The sequence below is a fragment of the Bradyrhizobium sp. AUGA SZCCT0283 genome (assembly GCF_018130385.1).
GTDB lineage: Bacteria > Pseudomonadota > Alphaproteobacteria > Rhizobiales > Xanthobacteraceae > Bradyrhizobium.
The window spans coordinates 1-19,393 of the sequence record NZ_JAFCLU010000043.1; the positions used below are offsets into that span (position 1 = coordinate 1).

General features: G+C 63.6%; 14 protein-coding genes. 5 read left to right on the forward strand and 9 right to left on the reverse strand.

Annotated elements, in window-relative coordinates:
• On the reverse strand, positions 1–242 hold a 242-nt coding region (locus JQ624_RS34135; protein ID WP_283816998.1), incomplete at its 3' end, for a TCP-1/cpn60 chaperonin family protein.
• Positions 243–378: 136 nt separating this feature from the next.
• Positions 379–696 (reverse strand): co-chaperone GroES, encoded by a 318-nt coding sequence (locus JQ624_RS34140; protein WP_212423275.1) that lies wholly within the window; start codon positions 694–696, stop codon positions 379–381.
• A gap of 267 nt (positions 697–963) precedes the next feature.
• Between JQ624_RS34140 and JQ624_RS34145 the strand changes: the two genes are divergently transcribed.
• From JQ624_RS34145 to JQ624_RS34155, 3 genes are all read left to right on the forward strand, one after another.
• Entirely contained in the window at positions 964–1,248 is a 285-nt protein-coding gene (locus tag JQ624_RS34145; protein WP_212423276.1) for an usg protein, read from the forward strand.
• A gap of 441 nt (positions 1,249–1,689) precedes the next feature.
• On the forward strand, positions 1,690–2,430 hold the full coding sequence (locus tag JQ624_RS34150; RefSeq protein ID WP_212423277.1) for a metallophosphoesterase: 741 nt from the start codon (positions 1,690–1,692) through the stop codon (positions 2,428–2,430).
• Between the two features lie 3 nt (positions 2,431–2,433).
• Entirely contained in the window at positions 2,434–3,846 is a 1,413-nt protein-coding gene (locus JQ624_RS34155; RefSeq protein WP_212423278.1) for a bifunctional serine/threonine-protein kinase/universal stress protein, read from the forward strand.
• A 19-nt stretch (positions 3,847–3,865) separates the two neighbouring features.
• Here JQ624_RS34155 and JQ624_RS34160 read toward each other — a convergent pair whose 3' ends face one another.
• From JQ624_RS34160 to rpe, 3 genes are all read right to left on the reverse strand, one after another.
• Positions 3,866–4,216: a DNA-directed RNA polymerase subunit N gene (locus JQ624_RS34160; protein ID WP_212423279.1), complete on the reverse strand. Its 351-nt coding sequence runs from the start codon at positions 4,214–4,216 to the stop codon at positions 3,866–3,868.
• 134 nt (positions 4,217–4,350) lie between these two features.
• Positions 4,351–4,893, reverse strand: a complete 543-nt coding sequence (locus JQ624_RS34165) for a hypothetical protein (protein WP_212423280.1) — start codon at positions 4,891–4,893, stop codon at positions 4,351–4,353.
• 58 nt (positions 4,894–4,951) lie between these two features.
• Complete coding sequence (gene rpe / locus JQ624_RS34170) at positions 4,952–5,653, reverse strand: ribulose-phosphate 3-epimerase (RefSeq protein WP_212423281.1); 702 nt, start codon at positions 5,651–5,653, stop codon at positions 4,952–4,954.
• 260 nt (positions 5,654–5,913) lie between these two features.
• Between rpe and JQ624_RS34175 the strand changes: the two genes are divergently transcribed.
• Entirely contained in the window at positions 5,914–6,666 is a 753-nt protein-coding gene (locus JQ624_RS34175; protein WP_212423282.1) for an EF-hand domain-containing protein, read from the forward strand.
• Positions 6,667–6,787: 121 nt separating this feature from the next.
• On the opposite strand, the gene JQ624_RS34180 is transcribed toward JQ624_RS34175, so the two are convergent.
• Both JQ624_RS34180 and JQ624_RS34185 read right to left on the reverse strand, forming a co-directional pair.
• Positions 6,788–7,783, reverse strand: coding sequence for a P1 family peptidase (locus JQ624_RS34180; protein ID WP_212423283.1), 996 nt, complete (start codon positions 7,781–7,783; stop codon positions 6,788–6,790).
• A gap of 68 nt (positions 7,784–7,851) precedes the next feature.
• On the reverse strand, positions 7,852–10,626 hold the full coding sequence (locus JQ624_RS34185) for a PAS domain S-box protein (protein ID WP_212423284.1): 2,775 nt from the start codon (positions 10,624–10,626) through the stop codon (positions 7,852–7,854).
• A gap of 340 nt (positions 10,627–10,966) precedes the next feature.
• On the opposite strand from JQ624_RS34185, the gene JQ624_RS34190 reads away from it, so the two are divergent.
• Positions 10,967–11,380, forward strand: coding sequence for a response regulator (locus tag JQ624_RS34190; RefSeq protein ID WP_212423285.1), 414 nt, complete (start codon positions 10,967–10,969; stop codon positions 11,378–11,380).
• A gap of 54 nt (positions 11,381–11,434) precedes the next feature.
• On the opposite strand, the gene JQ624_RS34195 is transcribed toward JQ624_RS34190, so the two are convergent.
• On the reverse strand, positions 11,435–12,928 hold the full coding sequence (locus JQ624_RS34195; protein WP_212423313.1) for an HWE histidine kinase domain-containing protein: 1,494 nt from the start codon (positions 12,926–12,928) through the stop codon (positions 11,435–11,437).
• Between the two features lie 16 nt (positions 12,929–12,944).
• Positions 12,945–19,229, reverse strand: coding sequence for a HAMP domain-containing protein (locus JQ624_RS34200; protein WP_212423286.1), 6,285 nt, complete (start codon positions 19,227–19,229; stop codon positions 12,945–12,947).
• Between the last annotated feature and the right edge of the window lie 164 nt (positions 19,230–19,393).

The following is a 19,393-nucleotide window of genomic DNA, read 5'->3' on the forward strand; positions in this document are numbered from 1 at the left end:
GACTTGGAGGCGACTTCGCGCACCATCTGCGCGCCCATGTTCTCGAACTTGTCTTCGAGTTCGATTTCCTTGGCGACGGTGACGCCGTCCTTGGTCATGCGGGGAGCGCCGAACGACTTGTCGAGCACGACGTTGCGGCCCTTCGGACCGAGCGTCACCTTGACGGCATTGTGGAGAATGTCGACACCGCGCAGCATGCGGTCGCGGGCATCTACGCCGAATTTGACTTCTTTGGCTGACATAATGATCTCCGTTTGAAACTGATCCTCATCCGGAGGAGCCAGGAGGGCGTCTCGAAGGATGAGATGAGTTGAGCTTGGAGCTCATCCTTCGAGATGCCGGCTGCGCCGGCTCCTCAGGATGAGGGAGCGGGTGCGGTTAGGCGGCCTTCTTCTTGGCAGCCGGAACGTCGGTTAGGACGCCCATGATGTCGCTTTCCTTCATGATCAACAGCTCCTGGCCGTCGATCTTGACTTCGGTGCCGGACCATTTGCCGAACAGCACGCGGTCGCCAACCTTGAGGTCGATCGGGATCAGCTTGCCGGCTTCGTCGCGGCCACCCGGGCCGACGGCGGTGATTTCGCCCTGCGAGGGCTTTTCCTTGGCACTGTCCGGAATGATGATGCCGCCTGCGGTTTTATCTTCGGCATCGATGCGTTTGACCACGACACGGTCGTGGAGCGGACGGAATTTCATGCGGTCCTCCTTGGCTTTTGTGCTTTTTCTGGATTGGCAGTTGCAATGCGCGAGTGCTAGCCGCTCTTCACATAAGCTTGTGACACTGGGGCGCAAGGGCTTCGGCCCCACGATGTTTGACTGCGACTTGAGTTTCTGGAGGAGGGGCGACTGCTAGCAGGCGAAGTAACATGCTGCTAGCGCGTTGATTGCTATGGCCTATTGAACGTTTTCCTTTTTGGCGAATTGAGAATCACGCGTTACTCTTCAGTTGGGCTGGAGGTTGGCATGGTCGAGAAAGATGCGGTTTCCAAGGATTTCAGGAAGCAGGTCTTAGGCTACGGACTGACAACAGCGGAAATCGTTTATCGCCGTCCGGATCGGCGCTGGCTGCTGCAAACTTACGTCTGGCAGGACTACGATATGTTTCCGGATTTCCCGGTGTTGAAGGATTTCCTCGCGTTTTGGGAAACAAAGCTCGAAGGTCCGCTGTTTGCGGTCACCGTCGCGCACTCCAACCTGATCAAGCCTGCCGAACTACGCGCCGTGGACGGTGTCTTCCGGCTGCATTAACGCGAGGGCGCAGAGCTTTGGGGTGATCTCTGTCGCTCGTGCGCAAAATGCTTTCGGGAAATTTACTCTCTTCACGCGGGCCAATTCAGCGAGATCACAAGCCCGCATTTTCTGTTCGCCGGTGCCAACGACGTGATCGAATAATTTAAGTTGTTTGTTGCGGTGCATGAGTCCGAATCTGGCACTTTTCGGACCTCTGGCTTAATCCCCCAGATGTCTGCCATTGGGGGTAAACTGAGAAATGATGCCTGGGCGGCCAGCCCCTCAGCTCAGGATAGCGAGGGGACTACCCAGCTCACCTATGTCGCGCCACCAGCCAGATCTGATCAGCCTAACGGCCTGCAGGCGCACCCGGCCTGCTTGCACGTCACAAGCCCCCCGTTGTTTGATATCCATCAAGACACGCGCAGGCACCGGCGCGATGATGGATGGGGAGGAAATGTGCGGCTGGCCATCTTTGCCGATATCCACGCCAACCGGCAGGCGTTCAGCGCGTGCCTTGAGTTTGCGCGCGCCCGCGGTGCGGAGCGGATCGTCTGCCTCGGCGATATCGTCGGCTACGGCGCCGATCCGGAATGGGCGGTCGATACCGTGATGGACCTGGTCGATGACGGCGCCATTGCCGTGATCGGCAACCACGATCACGCGATCAGCACCCCGTCGGAAAGCATGAATGCCGTGGCCCAGGCCGCGATCGAGTGGACGCGCGGCAGGCTCAGCGCGCAGCAGCGGCGTTTTCTGGCCGAATTGCCGCTGACGCGGCGGGAAGACGATCGCCTCTACGTGCATTCGGAAGCGTCGCACCCGGCGCGATGGCACTATGTGCGCGATACGCCGGATGCCGCGCGCAGCATCGCGGCCACCGATGCCCATGTCACCTTCTGCGGCCACATCCACCGGCCGGCGCTCTATTCGATGTCATCGGCGGCGAAGATGACGAGCTTCGTCCCGACATCAGACGTGCCGGTGCAATTGCTCGGCGGCCGGCGCTGGCTCGCCGTGCTCGGCTCGGTCGGGCAGCCGCGCGACGGCGACCCGGCGGCTTCGTTCGCGATGCTCGATACCACCTCGCGCGAGGTCACCTATTGCCGGGTGCCTTACGATGTCGAGGCGGCGGCCGACCGGATCCGCGCCAACGGCCTGCCGCACTGGCTGGCCGATCGGCTGCTCGTGGGGAAGTGAGCAATGGTGAAGCCTTTAATCGAGCCGGGCGCGGAACTGGACGGCTTCACCATCGGGGAGCGGGTTCACCAAGGCGGCATGGCCACGCTGTGGACGGTGACCCACCCCGGCATAACCATGCCGCTGTTGATGAAGGTCCCGCGGGTTGCCGAGGGCGAGGACCCGGCGGCCATCGTCAGTTTCGAGATGGAGCAGATGATCGTGCCGCGGCTGGCCGGCCCGCACGTGCCGGGCTGTTTCGGCACTGGCGATTTCGACCGGCAGCCCTACGTCGTCATGGAGCGCATCCCCGGCAAGACGCTGTACAGCCGGATCGACCAATTGCCGATCCCTTATGAAGAGGCGAGGGTGATCGGGGGACAAATCGCCACCGCGCTGGCCGACCTGCACCGGCAGAACGTCATTCACCACGACATCAAGCCGAGCAGCATCATGTTCCGCCCCTCCGGCGAATGCGTGCTGATCGATTTCGGCCTGTCGCATCACAACCAGTTGCCGGACCTGCTGCAGGAAGAATTCCGCCTGCCCTATGGCACCGCGCCCTATATGGCGCCGGAGCGCCTGCTCGGCGTCCGCGACGATCCGCGCAGCGACCTGTTTTCGCTGGGCGTGCTGTTGTATTTCTTCACCACCGGCGAACGGCCGTTCGGCGAGAGCGAAACGCTGCGCGGCATGCGCCGGCGGCTGTGGCGCGATCCCTATCCGCCGCGCAGGCTTAAGCCCGATTATCCGCTATGGCTGCAGGAAATCGTGCTGCGGTGCCTGGAGATCGAGCCGGTGTGGCGTCATCCGACGGCTTCCCAGCTGGCGTTCGAACTGGCGCACCCTGAGCAAGTAAAGCTGACCGCGCGGTCGGAGCGGCTGCAGCGCGATCCGCTCAGCACGGTGTGGCGCCGCCGCTTCAATCGCGGCCTGACGCTGCCGAAGCCGAAATCCGATGTTGCGGCCCAACTGGCTGCGGGACCGATCGTGGTCGTTGCGCTCGATACCGAGGAGGGGTCGGGAACGCTCAACGAATGCCTGCGCCGGACTGCCGCGCAGCTACTCCAGACATTGCCGTCGGCGCGGCTCGCCTGCCTGAACGTGCTCAGGCTCGGGCGCATCACCATCGACAGGACGCTCGACGAGCAGGGCAATAACAAGCATATCGACCGCATGGTCGCGCTGCGGCACTGGGCGCAGCCGCTGGAACTGGATGAAAGCCGGCTCACGGTGCATGTGCTGGAGGCGGTCGATCCCGCCGCCGCGATCCTGGAATTCACCAGGGTCAATCACGTCGATCACGTCGTGATCGGCGCGCGGCAGAATTCGATGCTGCGCACGCTGCTCGGCAGCGTGTCGGCCAAGGTCGCGGCCGAGGCCGCCTGCACGGTGACCGTGGTGCGGCCGCCACCGTCGGCTGTGACACAGGGTTAGGATCAGGCGTCGAACGCGCTCAATCGAGTGTCTGAACCGGCGGCAACGACGTCTTGGCGGCACGCGCGGGGCGCGGTTGACCGGCGGACCTTGATCCATCGACGCCAGCGGCCTCCGCTCTCGCGCCGCGCACGCTGTCCCTTGAGGACTGCCTCCGGTGCTGCGACGACCGCGAGCCTTCCAGTCCCCACGACCGCGATATCGACGGCCCGGCCGTATAGCCGACGAAGGCGCCGGCGACGGCCCCGACCGGGCCCAGCACGACGGCGCCGGCCACCGCGCCCAGTGCCGCGTCGCCTGCGCGCTGCGCGAGCGCGGCGGAGGGCGCGAGGACCAGGAGCATTGCAGCTATTGTGTAGGCCTTGATCATATTTCTGTCCCAACCGTGAAAGGCGGGATGCTGGTCTGCCTTTATGGCGAGATGCGTGACGCTTTGTGGCCGGACCATGGACTTTCAGGTTCCATGGCTCGCCGCGCGTCGGCTGTGGCTTTCCTGCCGGCCCGCTACTTATTTTGACGGCGAGCGCGCTCCAGAATGTCGCTGACCCCTGAGGGGTTGCGGACGCAGCGGAACCCGTAGCGGCCGGTGTAATCCGTATCGGGAGAGCGGGTCGAGCGCCCCGACGCGAAATTCAGGTGGCCGGCGCCGCGGCCGACGTCCGCTATCTCGAATGCCGCATCCATGTCTTCGAAGCGCGTCGCCGTCACGCTTCGCTTACCCCAGGCCGTTCGCACGATCAGCGCGCGTCGATCGGTGATCGCGAACAGCGTCTGCAGGTCATGCAGCAGCATCACGAACGGGGCGGCAACCATCATGAGGCCGACCATCAAAAGCGGCACGGTCGATTGACCGATCCAGCCCCTGGAGATCGCGATGGCCGTGAGAAGCAGCCAGGAAAATCCGATCCACCAGAGAAACCGCCACATCATCATGCGGGCGATACCATCGGGCTGGCTCTGCCACAGCACGCGCTCGCCGGGTTGAAGTGCTTCGGTCAATAGCCGCCGTAAGCCAAAGGAAAATATCGTGGATCGGAGTTCATCCATGCCTTACTTGGTCGCGCCGGCATCAGCACTGGTTCGGTGCGTGAGGGACAGGCAACCGTCAGATCGCTTCGCCGCGGGCCAGCGCCGCCGCGTTGCGGATCGCGGAAATGTTGGTTTTGTAGGCCTCCAATGTGCCGCCCTTGAACACCGCGGAGCCCGCGACCAGCGCATTGGCGCCGGCGGCGGCCAACTGTCCCGCGACTTCAGGAGCCACGCCGCCATCGACCTCGATGTCGATCGGACGTCCTGCCGTCATCGCCCTGATGTCGCTGACCTTGCCGAGCGCCGATTTGATGAAGGCCTGGCCGCCGAAGCCGGGATTGACCGACATGACCAGCACCAGGTCGATCAGGTCGATGACATATTCGATCGCGCTGGCCGGCGTGCCCGGATTGAGCGAGACGCCGGCCTTCTTGCCGAGCGCACGGATCGCCTGCAGCGAGCGATGCAGATGCGGGCCTGCTTCGGCATGGACGGTGATGTGATCGCAGCCGGCTTTTGCGAACGCCTCGAGATAGGCGTCGCAGGGCGAGATCATCAGATGTGCGTCAAAAATCTTCTTGGTATGCGGACGCATCGCCTTGATCACATCAGGCCCGTAGGAAATGTTGGGCACGAAATGCCCGTCCATCACGTCGAGATGGATCCAGTCGGCGCCCGCCGCATCGACCGCGCGGACCTCTTCGCCGAGCTTGGCGAAATCCGCCGCCAGGATCGACGGCGCGATGACCAGGGGACGCGACGCAAATTGCTGAGACATGTGCGCTTTCCCAAAACTCTTCGAAGGGGCGGAACGGCCCCGCGTAACATGCGGAAGGGCCGGGGGCAATGCGGCGGGCCTCGCTCTCCTGTGGGCGGAAAAATCTGCCGGAGCGGGCAGCTATTGCCGGGTTCGCCGGATCGGAACGGATGCAGGAAAGCCTGGTTTTATTGGGTTTTTCTGCATGGCACGGCGCTTGCTGAGAACGCGTACACGAACGCGCTGTCGGCCGCTGCGCGCGGCCTTGTTGGAGTTCCGCCATGTTCTTTGCTCTGGGCGCTGCATCATCGGCCATCGATGCCCTCAAGGCGCTGACGTCGTCGAAATCGTCGGCGCAAACCACCGGCGTCAGCCAGGACGCTGCAAGCACGTTCGGTCTGTCATCCTCGAATGGTTCGGCTTCGGTCGGCTCGAGCTCGGGTTCTGGCGGCGGCGGTTCGCAGATATCGCCGCAGACCATGAGTGCGCTGCTCGACGCACAGAGCCAGTCCTCGGCAGCGTCGACGACCACGGCATCCAAGAGCCGCTCGGCCGCTTTGAAGGACCTTTTCGCGCAGATCGATGGCGACGGCGACGGCAAGATCACCAAGTCGGAATTTGAAGAGGCGCTCGGCGCGGGTGGCACCAACCTCGCGCAGGCCCAAAGCGTGTTCGGCGAACTCGACAGCGATGGCGACGGCTCGGTCAGCGTCAAGGAACTGGCGTCGGCGCTGAGGCTCGACAAGAAACATCACCATGATAGCGACGAGGCGACCGGGGCGAGCGCTGTAAGTTCCGATCCGTTCTCACAGGCGCAGCAGGGCGCAAGCACTACTTCGGTGACCAACAGCGACGGTTCGGTGACGACGTCGCTGACCTATGCAGACGGATCCAAGGTAACGATGACGTCCGCCGCGGGCAAAAGCTCATCCGCATCAGCGACATCCTCCTACAATTTCATCGAGCAGATGATCCAGCGGCAGGCCCAGGCGATTTCATCCGCCGCCACTTCGTCGCTCTCGGTGAGCGTCTGACCACGAGACCCGGCGATAATCCTTCGGACTGCGACCGTTATTTGTTTGAGCATGATCTCCCGGGCAAACGCTTCGCGTTTGTCCCAAGGGAAAACCGGTACCCACTTTTCCGGATCATGCGCTAGCCGAAACGATCGCTCCACGCCGGTAGCGCACCCGGAAAGGGTAGCGCGGTCGCACGATGGACGCCGCGCGCGATCGCGCGGGAGACTGTATTGGCGGCCACCATGCCGAGTTCGGTGAGGCCGGACAGCGGATCGATCGGCTTCTTGCCGGTCGCGGCGGCATACACCACGTCGCCATCCGTTGGGGCATGGACGGGGTAGATGGCGCGGGCCATTCCGGTTTGCGCGATCATCGCGAGCCGTTTGGCCTGCGATTTCGTCAGCACGGCATCCGTGACCACGACCACCAGCGTGGTGTTTTCCGAAGGCGTCGCTTCCGGACCGCCCTTGAGCCGCGCGCGGAGCATGTCCGGCGTGAACGAAGCCGGCAGTCCCCGTCCGCCAAATTCGTTGTTCAGTTCGAACGGCGCCGCCCAGAACCATGGCCCGTCGCCGATGGTCACGCTGCCGACGGCGTTAACGACGGCGAGCGCCCCGACGGTGACGCCGCCGCCGGTCTGCGCCGACGCGGAGCCGAGCCCGCCCTTGAAATTGGCGGTCGTGGCGCCGAGCCCGGCGCCGACGCTGCCCAGCGCGAAATCGGTGCTCGCCGCACACGCTGCGGCGTAGGCGAGATCGCGATAGGGCGGGAAGCGGCCCCATGCCTTGTTGCCGCCGTTGAGCAGATCGAAGCAGATCGCGCCCGGAACGATCGGAATGATCGCCTCGCGGATTCTTAAACCCCGGTCCTGTTCGGCAAGCCAGGCCTGTACGCCGCCGGCGGCATCCAGCCCGAGCGCCGAGCCACCGGATAGCGCGATGGCGTCGATTTCCTGGACGGTGCTTTCGGGTTTGAGGAGGCCGTCCTCGCGGGTGCCGGGCCCGCCGCCGCGCACGTCGATCGAGGCGACCGCGGGAGAATCGAAAATGACCGCGGTCACGCCGGAGGCGAGCGCGGCGTCGTCGGCGTGGCCGACGCGGACGCCGGATATATCGGTGATGAGATTTTTCAACGCGCTGATCCCGTCAGGCCGATCTGGCTGGGCCCCTATCCACGGATATATCAGCCGCGGGGAATGCTTCAACTGCCAAGCGCCAATCGGATCATCCGGGCGAGCTCGGACTTGCGATAGGGTTTCGCCAGCAGCAGAACGCCGGAATCCAGGCGGCCATGATGGACAATGGCGTTCTCGGTATAGCCTGATGTGAACAGGGTCTTGAGGCCCGGCCGCCGCTTCAGCGCTTCATCGACGAGCTGGCGGCCGTTCATCGGGCCGGGCATGATCACGTCGGTGAACAGCAGGTCGATGGCGGGGACCTCGTCGATGAAGCGCAAGGCGTCGGACGCGTTGGCCGCCTCCAGCGTGGTGTAGCCCAGGCTCTCGATCTGGGTCATCACATAGCGCCGCACCAGCGTATCGTCCTCGACGACGAGGACCGTTTCGTTGCCGCCTTCGATGTTCGCCGAGACCTGCGCTTCCGCCGCGGTCTGCTGCAATCCCGTCGCCCGCGGCAGGTAGATCTTGACCGAGGTGCCGTGGCCTTCCTCGCTGTAGATCTTGACGTGTCCGCCCGACTGCTTGACGAAGCCGAACACCATGCTGAGGCCAAGGCCGGTGCCCCGGCCAACCTCCTTGGTCGTAAAGAAGGGTTCGAATACCCGTTCGAGCAGCGCGGGCGAGATTCCGGAGCCGGTGTCGCTAACCGCGATCATCACGTAATTGCCGGCCGTGACCTCGCTGTGCATGCCCGCGTAGCTTTCGTCGAGGAAGACGTTGCTGGTCTCGAGCGCGAGCTTGCCGCCGTTGGGCATGGCATCGCGCGCATTGATTGCCAGATTGAGAACGGCCGTCGTAAGCAGGTTTGGATCGGCCAGCGCGGTCCATGCATCTTCAGCCAACAGCGGCGTGATTTCGATGTTTTCGCCCAGCGTCGGGTTCAGCAGCTTCGCCGACTCCAGCACCAGCGCGTTGACGTCAACTTCACGTGGCTGCAGCGGCTGCTTGCGGGCAAAGGCGAGAAGATGCTTGGTCAGGTTGGCTCCGCGTTCGGCGGCTTCGTCGATCAGCCTGGCGACGGCGGCGAGCTGGGGCTGACCGGCGACGGCTTCCTCCAGAATGCCGATGGTGCCGGTGATCACGGTCAGGATATTGTTGAAGTCATGCGCGACGCCGCCCGTGAGCTGGCCGACCGCATCCATCTTTTGCGCATGGCGCAATTGGGCTTCCGCGGCCTGCTTTTCGGTCAGGTCCCGGCCGATGAAGAAGTGGCGCCGGACCGGCTCCGACCACGTCCCGGTCCAGTTCAGCGCGACCGCCTCGCCCTCCTTGTTGATATAGCGCGTCTCGAAATTGCGCTTGCTTTGTCCCCGCCGCGCCGCCCGCATCTCCCTGCGGGTGTGTTCGAGGTCGTCGGGGTGGATGAATTCCACCGCGCTATGTCCGATCATGTCGGAGGGCTGATAGCCGAGAATCGCGGTGACGCTCGGGCTGACCTGGATGAAATTGCCGCTGGTGTCGGTCACGAGGATGAGGTCGTTCGAAGAATCGAAGATGCGCCGCCGCTCCTCGATTTCCTGGCTGAGCGCCTGCTGCGTCCGCTTGTTTTCGGTGATGTCGCGGGCGGCTTTGGAGATGCCGACGATCTTGCCGGAGGCCGAGCGGATCGGGGAGATGCTCAGCGAAACGTCGACGGTGCTGCCATCCTTGCGCACGCGTGAAGTCTCGTAATGTTCAATTGGCTCGCCTCGGTTGATCCGTTCGACGATATTGCGTACCTCTTCGCGCCGGTCCGGCGGGACGATCATGTTGATGCTCTTGCCGATCGCTTCCGCTGCCGTGAAGCCGAACAGGCGTTCGGCGGCTCCGTTCCAGCCGGTAATGGTGCCGTCCAGCAATTTGGTGATGATGGCATCGTTGGATGATTCCACGACCGCGCTGAAGAGACTTTCGCGTTCGGTGCGGAGTTTTCTCTCGGAAGCGGCTTCCCGGCGCAACGTTCCGAGCAGACGAGCCAGCTTGGCCTGCAGGCCGACATTGTCGATAAGCAGGATGGCGAGCACGAAGCTCGCGGCACAAAGGCCGTAGATGCGGCCGAGGTAGAAACCGACGTCGAAGCGCGCGACGTTCAGGATCGCCGACAGGGCGACGTCGAACAACCAGGCGCTCATCACGACCATCAGCCAGACGTCGAGGACGGCGTGCGGCCTGCGAAGCCATAGCACCGCCAGCGCAGCGAGGCTGAGGCACCATACGGTCGAGACCACCCCGAGCATGACGGGCGTGTAATGGCCACCGCTCAGAAGGATCGGCAGGCGGTCGTGTTGGGCGGTGACGAGCCAGGTGAACGCGGCCATCCCGACACTGACCGTAACGATGCTCGCAACGATTGCCGCGCCGGTCGAGCCCCGTATCTTCGTGCCGTTGTCCCCTGCCTTCAGCAGCGCATAGCCGAGGACCAGCAGCGGAAATACGCCATGCCAGACCATGTAGAGCCAGACGGTGGTTTGCGTTCCCGCGCCGAGCAGCCCGCCGGGCGCGAACAGGCCGGGAAAGGTAAGGGCGTGGACGATGGCCGCCACGGCCGTGAACAAATATCCGCTCGCGAGCAGCAAGAGCGCCCGCGAGCGGGAAATCGCGAACTGCGAAAACAACAGGACGGCGGTGATCAGGTCGTTGATCGACAGCGCCGACTGATAGCTCGCAACGAATGCCGGGACCGGGGCAAGCGGCACGCCGGCAAACGGCACGGCGCAGGCGAACAGTACTGCCGAGACGCCGACCACGGCGAGGGCGGCGATGCGGTCGCCGCGGGTCGCCGGCATGGTCGAAAGGAAGATGTTGCGCTCGTCAACCATTGTCGTCTCCGGCAAACTGGCAGCGAACGCGCCATGGCAACAGCTTCAAAAATGACAATCGTCTCAAACGCTCGAAAACGATGCACCGACGCGGCCAAAGATCCAGCCGATACCTGGATGCCTTTAGAATCGATGCCGCTGGAATCGCATCCCCGAGGCTACGCTAGCGTCGCTTCGGGGGGAATCAACTCGAGGCTGCATATTACCTGACGATGCCTGGCCGGGAACTCGTTAGGTAGGTAACCGCCTCTTTACCGACCGGCTGAATAATGCCCGTGGAACTGCCGAAATCCGCGAATTTTCATCGTAGGCTGCTGCACGACCGATCCGGGAGACTTCGATGCCCCGCGTGCTTGTTGTTGACGATCAGGCCGACGTCCGTACGATCATTTCCATCGTGCTGCGCATCCATCATTTCGAAATCGTCGAGGCAGAAAGCGCCGCATCCGCGTTGAAGCTGTTCGAGGAAGCAAGCTTCGGTGAAGCAAGCTTTGACCTGGCGATCGTCGATATCTTCCTGCAAGGCACCAACGGCTCCGATCTGATTGCAGCGCTACGCGGGCGCGCGCCCGGTCTGCCCGTCATCGCGATTTCAGGAATGGCCGCGCTGGACTTTCTGTCCGAAAGCCCTGAGCTCTCCGACGTTGTCTGTCTGCAGAAGCCGTTTCGTCCGCCGGACTTGATGCGCGCGATCGAAGCGGCGCGGGGGGCACTCCGGCAATCGGCCGGCGCCGTCGTAGCGGCGGTGCGATAGCTGGTCCGGCATATTGCAACTGTTCTCATTGCTGCCGACCCTTCAAGCGCCGGGTTACCGCTCGGCGCGTCGCAGGCCGTTGCCGTCGATGGCGATCTCGCGGAGCGGGACCGGATCGGCGACAACCTGCCGGTGCGGCAAGGGGACCGAGAGGCAACAAACGAGGCCTTCCGGGCGCCAATCGAATTCCGCATGGCCGCCGAGCTGCGACTCGATGCTGGCGATCACGCTTCTGGTTCCGAACCCGCGCGATACCGGCTTCTCGACCGGCGGCCCGCCGGTCTCCACCCACACGATCTTGAGAAGGCCCGCCTGGTCTTCCCAGTTCACCGTCAGCCGGCCCGACAGCGTCGACAGGGCGCCGTACTTTGCCGAATTGGTGACGAGTTCATGCAGCGCCAGCGCGACGGTCTGGGCCGTTGCCGGCTCGAGTTGGATCTCCGGACCGCGCAACGCGATCTGGTCGCCGGTGGAATAGGGCGCCAGCTCCTCGTCGATCAGTTTTCTTATTTCGGCGCCCTGCCAGTTCGACAGCGAAAGCACGGTGTGCACCCGCGCCAGCGCGTTGATCCGTCCCTCGACCGACCGGACGTAGCTCTTCACGTTTTCGCCGCGCGTCAGCCGGACGATGGATTGCGCCAGCGCCAGCGCGTTCTTGGCGCGATGATCGACCTCCCGCGCCAGAAGGCTCTGCCGCTCTTCGGCCTGCTTGCGTTCGGTGATATCGACGGTGACGCCGCTGACGCGGATGACGCGGCCGCCCTTGTCGGTGCTCGCCGCCGCCGTTCCCGCGCACCAGCGCACTTCGCCGTTCGGCCGGACGATGCGGAATTCCGCTTCATATGATTTCGCCCCTCGGGCGAAGCTCGCCCACGCCTCGTGCAATCCCTGAACGTCGTCGGGGTGAAACAGCGCCTGGATATTGGCCGGAGTCAGTTCGAAGCTGGCGGGATCGATGCCGAGGATCTGATACTGGCCCTCGTCCCACATCCAGTCGCCATTGACCCAGTCCCAGTCCCAGGATCCCATCTTTCCGGCGGCGATTGCGAGGCTGCGCCGCTGTTCGCTTTCCAGCAGTCTTGTGTGCGATTCCTCCAGTTCGGCGGTACGGGCGCGAACGCGATCTTCGAGCTCGACGTTGAGGCGCTCAAGCTGGCGCGTCTTGCGATAGAGCTCCGCAAACACCTTGATCTTGGCGCGCAACACCTCCGGCACGACCGGCACCGGAACATAATCGACCGCACCCATTTCGTAGCCGCGCAGCCGGTCGATGTCGCTGACCTGGATGGCGGAGATGAATATCATCGCCGTCTTCTGGAAACGGGGATGCTCGCGGATCATGGCGGCGAGTTCGAACCCGTCCAGTTCCGGCATGCAGACATCGACCAGGATGATGGCGACATCGTTCTTGAGCAGGAACTCGAGCGCCTCGCGCCCGGACGAAGCCTTGACCAGGTTCTCGCCGAGTTCCTTCAGGATGACTTCATAGGCGAGCAGCTTCGCCGGCTGATCGTCAACCAGAAGGATGTTTACCTTGTCATGGTCCATCATCTGCTTACGCCGATCAACGGTGTAACCACATTCGTATCGCGAGCAGCAACTGCTCGGTATTGACGGGTTTGGCGAGATAGTCCGAAGCGCCGGCTTCGAGACATTTCTCGCGGTCGCCCTTCATCGCCTTGGCGGTCAGTGCGATGATCGGAAGGCGTCCGAACGATGGGTTCTGCCTGATAACGCCAATGGTCTGATATCCGTCCATTTGCGGCATCATGATATCCATCAACACGATCGCGATGTCGGGGTTCGATTCGACCAGCGCAATGGCCTCGTGGCCCGTCGTCGCCGTCAGCACCTTCATCCCGCGCCGTTCGAGCACACTCGACAGCGCGAAGATGTTGCGGGCGTCGTCATCAACCAGAAGCGCCGTCTTGCCAACAAGATCCTCATCGGAACTATTGAGCTTTTCGAGCATCCTCTGCTTCTCGACCGGCAATTCCGTGATCACACGGTGCAAAAACAGCGACGTTTCGTCGAGCAGGCGTTCCGGCGACTCGACGCCTTTCACCACGATGCTTCTCGCCATGGTGTGAAGTTCCGCATCTTCCTCGGCCGAAAGTTCCCGCCCCGTGAACACCACGACGGGCACGTTCGACAGCGTTTCATCGTTGCGAAGCCGGTCGAGCACCTCGAAGCCGCTCATATCAGGTAGCCGCAGATCCAGCACGACGCAGTCGCACGGCTGGTCGCGCAGCGTCGACAACGCAGCGGCGCCGGTGTCGGCGGTGAGGATCTCGATGTCGTCGTGGCCGAGCAATTCGGTGATGCTCATCTGCTCGGCGGCATTGTCCTCCACGATCAGCAGGCGCTTGCGGCGGGGTTTTGCATATTCCTTGATCTGCGCCAGCGCCGCGCTGACGCCCTCGGTCGTCGTCGGCTTGTTGACGAAGGAAAACGCGCCGCGCGCCAGCGCATGCTGGCGGTCTTCGTCGAGCGTGATGATCTGCACCGGAATGTGCCGCGTCAGCGGATTGTGCTTGAGCTGGCTCAGCACGGTCCAGCCCAGCATGTCCGGCAGGAACACGTCGAGCGAAACCGCAGCCGGCTGGAATTGCTTGGCGAGTTCGAGCGCCTCGGTGCCGCGGCTTGCGACCAGCACCTTGAAACCCTTGTCGCGGGCGAGATCGATCAACACCCGCGCATAATGCGGATCGTCCTCGACGATTAGCAGAATGGTATCTCCCGGCGCGAGATTGAGTCGGTCGTCCGGCAATTGCTCGATGACCCGCTCCTGCGTCGCCGCGACCTGAACCGCGGGCGCGGGCGTGAACGGGGCAGGGGAGCGCGGTGCAACGGTGGGGCCGGAATATTTCAGCGGCAGATAAAGCACGAAAGTACTGCCCTTGCCGGGCGCGCTGCGCAGATGGATTTCGCCGCCGAGCAGGCCCGCAAGCTCGCGGCTGATGGCAAGGCCGAGGCCGGTGCCGCCGTATTTCCGGCTGGTGCCGGCGTCGGCCTGCTGGAACGCCTCGAAGATCAGTTTCTGTTTCTCCAGCGGAATGCCGATGCCGGTGTCGGTCACCTCGAAGGCGACGACGGCGGGCGCGTGATTGAGGATCGGGTGTTCAGCGCTCCAGCCGCCGACGGCGGCCGACACGTTCAGCTTCACGCCGCCCTCCGCGGTGAACTTGAACGCGTTCGACAGCAGGTTCTTCAGAACCTGCTGCAGGCGCTTGGAGTCGGTCACCATGCTGCGGGCGAGGTTCTCGTCGACATTGATGTTGAACGACAGCTGGCGGTTTTCGGCCTCGTGCTTGAACGGCCGTCCGACCGTCTCCAGCAGGCTCGATGTCAGGATCTCCTCGGCATCGACGGTCACCGTGCCGGATTCGATCTTCGACAGGTCGAGGATGTCGCTGATCAGGTTGAGCAAATCGGTGCCGGCGCCGTGGATGGTGCGGGCGAACTCGACCTGCTTTGCCGACAGGTTGCCGTCCGGATTTTCGGTCAGCTGCTGGCCGAGGATCAGGATGCTGTTGAGCGGCGTGCGCAGCTCATGGGACATGTTGGCGAGGAATTCGGACTTGTACTTCGAGGTCAGCGAAAGCTCGGTCGCCTTCTCCTCGAGCGCGCGGCGGGCCTGTTCGATTTCCTGGTTCTTTCTTTCCACCTCGACGTTGCGCTCGGCAAGCTGCTGGGCCTTCTGTTCGAGCTGTTCGTTGGTCTGCTGCAATTCCTTCTGCTGGGTCTGCAGTTCGCCGGCGAGCTGCTGGGACTGTTTCAGCAGGCCCTCGGTCTGCATCGTGGCTTCGATCGAGTTGAGCACGATGCCGATGGAGTCGGTGAGCTGTTCGAGGAAGGTCATCTGCGAGGTCGTGAACGAACTGATCGAGGAAAGCTCGATCACCGCCTTGACCTGGTTTTCGAACAATACCGGAAGCACGACGAGATTCTTGGGAACGACGCGCAGCAGCGCCGAATTGATCGGCGCCGTGTCGGTCGGAATGTCCGCCACCAGCCGCTGACGCTTGTCCATCGCGCATTGGCCGATCAGGCCCTCGCCGAACTGCACGACTTGCGGATGCGGATTGGCCCCGTCGCCGGCATAGGCCGAGAGCAGGCGCAACTGCGGGCTGTCGGCACTCTCGGTCTGATAGATCACGCCCATATGGGCGTTGATCAGCGGCGCCAGTTCGGTCAGCAGCAGCCGGCCGACGGTGGTGAGGTCGCGCTGGCCCTGCAGCATGTTGGTGAATTTGGCGAGGTTGGTCTTCAGCCAGTCCTGTTCGGTATTGACCTGCGTCGTCAGGCGGAGGTTGCCGATCATGGTGTTGATGTTGTCTTTGAGTTCGGCCACTTCGCCGCGGGCGTCGACCTGGATCGAGCGGGTCAGGTCGCCCTTGGTCACGGCGGTCGCCACCTCGGCGATGGCGCGCACCTGCGAGGTCAGGTTGGCGGCGAGCAGGTTGACGTTGCCGGTGAGATCCTTCCAGGTGCCGGCGGCGCCGGGCACGTTGGCCTGGCCGCCGAGCCGTCCCTCGACGCCGACTTCGCGCGCCACGCTGGTGACCTGGTCGGCGAAGGTCGCGAGCGTCTCGGTCATGTTGTTGATGGTATCGGCAAGGGCTGCGACTTCGCCCTTCGATTTCACGGTCAGGTTCTGCTTCAGGTCGCCGTCGGCGACCGCGGTCACCACCTTGACGATGCCGCGCACCTGTTCGGTCAGATTGGCGGCCATGAAGTTCACGGTGTCGGTGAGGTCCTTCCAGGTGCCGGCGACGCCGGGGACCTGCGCCTGGCCGCCGAGCTTGCCCTCGGTGCCGACTTCGCGCGCCACGCGCGTCACTTCGCCGGCAAAGGCGTTGAGCTGATCGACCATCGTGTTGATGGTGTTCTTCAGTTCGAGGATTTCGCCCTTCACGTCGACCGTGATCTTGCGCGACAGGTCGCCGCGGGCCACGGCGGTGGTGACTTCGGCGATGTTGCGGACCTGCGTGGTCAGGTTGGCCGCCAAAAGGTTGACGTTGTCGGTCAAATCCTTCCAGGTACCGCCGACGCCGGGCACCACGGCCTGGCCGCCGAGCCGCCCCTCGGTGCCGACCTCGCGCGCCACGCGCGTCACTTCGGCGGCGAACGAGCGAAGCTGCTCGACCATCGTATTGAGGGTGTCTTTCAGCAGCAGGATTTCGCCGCGGACGTCGACCGTGATCTTCTTCGACAGGTCGCCGCCGGCAATGGCGGTGGCGACTTCGGCGATGTTGCGGACCTGCGCGGTCAGGTTCGAGGCCATGAAGTTGACGTTGTCGGTGAGGTCCTTCCAGGTGCCGGCCACTTCGGGCACCTGGGCCTGGCCGCCGAGTTTTCCTTCAGTGCCGACCTCGCGCGCCACGCGCGTGACTTCCGACGCAAATGCATTGAGCTGGTCGACCATCGTGTTGATGGTGTTCTTCAGTTCGAGGATTTCGCCCTTCACGTCCACCGTGATCTTGCGGGAGAGGTCGCCGCGGGCCACCGCGGTGGTGACTTCGGCGATGTTGCGGACCTGAGCGGTCAGGTTGCCCGCCATCGAGTTGACACTGTCGGTGAGGTCCTTCCAGGTGCCGGCGACGCCGGGCACGTTGGCCTGGCCGCCGAGCCGTCCTTCGGTGCCGACCTCGCGCGCCACGCGGGTCACTTCGCCGGCAAAACGATTGAGCTGGTCGACCATCGTGTTCAGCGTTTCCTTGAGCTGCAGGATCTCGCCGCGCACGTCGACCGTGATCTTGCGCGACAGGTCGCCGCCGGCGATCGCGGTCGCCACCTCGGCAATGTTGCGGACCTGCGCCGTCAGATTGCCGGCCATCGAGTTCACGCTGTCGGTCAAATCCTTCCAGGTGCCGGCGACGCCGGGCACTTCGGCCTGACCGCCGAGCTTGCCGTCGGTGCCGACTTCGCGCGCCACGCGCGTCACTTCGCCGGCAAATGCGTTGAGCTGGTCGACCATCGTATTGAGCGTTTCCTTCAGCTGAAGGATTTCGCCCGAGACGTTGACGGTGATCTTCTTCGACAGGTCGCCCTTGGCCACCGCGGTCGCGACCTCGGCGATATTGCGGACCTGGCCGGTCAGGTTCGAGGCCATCGAGTTGACGCTGTCGGTCAAATCCTTCCAGGTGCCGGCGACGCCGCGCACCAGCGCCTGGCCGCCGAGCTTGCCTTCGGTACCGACCTCGCGCGCCACGCGCGTCACTTCGCCGGCGAACGCATTGAGCTGGTCCACCATCGTGTTGATGGTGTCCTTCAGCTCGAGGATTTCGCCGCGCACGTCCACGGTGATCTTCTTCGACAGGTCGCCATTGGCGACCGCTGTCGTCACCTCGGCGATGTTGCGGACCTGCGCCGTCAAATTGCTCGCCATCGAGTTGACGCTCTCGGTGAGATCCTTCCAGGTGCCGGCGACGCCGAGCACGTTGGCCTGACCGCCGAGCCGTCCCTCGGTGCCGACTTCGCGCGCCACGCGCGTCACTTCGCCGGCAAAGGCGTTGAGCTGGTCGACCATTGTGTTGAGCGTTTCCTTCAATTGCAGGATTTCGCCCGAGACGTTCACGGTGATCTTCTTGGAAAGGTCGCCGCCTGCAATCGCGGTGGCGACGTCGGCGATGTTGCGGACCTGCGCCGTCAGGTTGGAGGCCATGAAGTTGACATTGTCGGTGAGGTCCTTCCAGGTGCCGGCAACGCCGGGGACCTGGGCCTGACCGCCGAGCTTGCCTTCGGTACCGACCTCGCGGGCGACGCGGGTCACTTCGGAGGCGAACGAGTTGAGCTGGTCGACCATCGTGTTGATGGTGTCTTTCAGTTCGAGAATTTCGCCGCGGACGTCGACGGTGATCTTGCGCGAGAGGTCGCCGCGGGCCACGGCCGTGGTGACGTTGGCGATGTTGCGGACCTGGGCGGTGAGGTTGCCGCACATCGCGTTGACGGAGTCGGTCAGATCCTTCCAGGTGCCGGCGACGCCGGGGACGATGGCCTGGCCGCCGAGCTTGCCATCGGTGCCGACTTCGCGGGCGACGCGGGTCACTTCGGATGCGAACGATCGTAGCTGATCCACCATCGTGTTGATGGCTTCCTTGAGCTGCAGGATCTCGCCGCGGACGTCCACCGTGATCTTTTTCGACAGGTCGCCGTTGGCCACCGCGATGGTGACCTCGGCGATGTTGCGGACCTGGCCGGTCAGGTTGTTGGCCATCGAGTTGACGCTCTCGGTCAGGTCCTTCCAGACGCCGGTCACTTCCGGCACCTGGGCCTGGCCGCCGAGCTTGCCCTCGGTGCCGACCTCGCGCGCCACGCGCGTCACTTCCGAGGTGAACACGGAAAGCTGCTTGATCATCGTGTTGACGATGTTGGCCGACTGCAAAAATTCGCCGCCAAGTGGGCGGCCGTCGACGTCGAGCTGCACGGTCTGCAGCAGATTGCCCTGGGCCACGGCGGCGACCGCGCGCGTGACTTCGCGGGTCGGCCACAGCAGGTCGTCGATCAGCGCGTTGACGGAGCCTTCCATGTCCGCCCACGATCCGCTCGACAGGTCGAACTTGACGCGCTGCCTTGTCTTGCCTTCGCGCCCGACGACCTGACCGACGTGCTCCAGCTGCTGCGCCATTCGCTGGTTGGCGGCGACGATTTCGTTGAAGGTGTCGGCGATCTTGCCCTCGATGCCGATGTGATCGCCGGTCATTCGCACCGAGAAATCGCCCGCGCGCATCGCCTGCAATGCATGCAGCAGATCCTGCAGTGGATCGGACGCGCCGTTGGCGGTGGCTGGTTGGGGTTTGGCGACCCGGCGAACGGAGGGTGATGCTCCAGGGGAAAGATCACTCATGGTGTTTCCTCGGCCAGTTCGCTCGAATCTTATGGCTGAGATGCGATTTCACAGATAGAACCGCTGCCCCACCGGCAGATCAAGCTGGATCAACGGTTAAGGTCGTGAAATCAATGACATGGAACTCAGCCCAACGTTGCTCAATGCAGCGGGAACCCAATAGT

What these genes read in the sequence shown, in the direction of transcription:
- JQ624_RS34155 (WP_212423278.1), top strand. Translation starts at nt 2,434, where the DNA reads ATGGTGAAGCCTTTAATCGAGCCGGGCGCGGAACTGGACGGCTTCACC.
- JQ624_RS34195 (WP_212423313.1), bottom strand. Translation starts at nt 12,928, where the DNA reads ATGGACCATGACAAGGTAAACATCCTTCTGGTTGACGATCAGCCGGCG.
- JQ624_RS34145 (WP_212423276.1), top strand. Translation starts at nt 964, where the DNA reads ATGGTCGAGAAAGATGCGGTTTCCAAGGATTTCAGGAAGCAGGTCTTA.
- rpe (WP_212423281.1), bottom strand. Translation starts at nt 5,653, where the DNA reads ATGTCTCAGCAATTTGCGTCGCGTCCCCTGGTCATCGCGCCGTCGATC.
- JQ624_RS34165 (WP_212423280.1), bottom strand. Translation starts at nt 4,893, where the DNA reads ATGGATGAACTCCGATCCACGATATTTTCCTTTGGCTTACGGCGGCTA.
- JQ624_RS34175 (WP_212423282.1), top strand. Translation starts at nt 5,914, where the DNA reads ATGTTCTTTGCTCTGGGCGCTGCATCATCGGCCATCGATGCCCTCAAG.
- JQ624_RS34185 (WP_212423284.1), bottom strand. Translation starts at nt 10,626, where the DNA reads ATGGTTGACGAGCGCAACATCTTCCTTTCGACCATGCCGGCGACCCGC.
- JQ624_RS34190 (WP_212423285.1), top strand. Translation starts at nt 10,967, where the DNA reads ATGCCCCGCGTGCTTGTTGTTGACGATCAGGCCGACGTCCGTACGATC.
- JQ624_RS34160 (WP_212423279.1), bottom strand. Translation starts at nt 4,216, where the DNA reads ATGATCAAGGCCTACACAATAGCTGCAATGCTCCTGGTCCTCGCGCCC.
- JQ624_RS34140 (WP_212423275.1), bottom strand. Translation starts at nt 696, where the DNA reads ATGAAATTCCGTCCGCTCCACGACCGTGTCGTGGTCAAACGCATCGAT.
- JQ624_RS34200 (WP_212423286.1), bottom strand. Translation starts at nt 19,229, where the DNA reads ATGAGTGATCTTTCCCCTGGAGCATCACCCTCCGTTCGCCGGGTCGCC.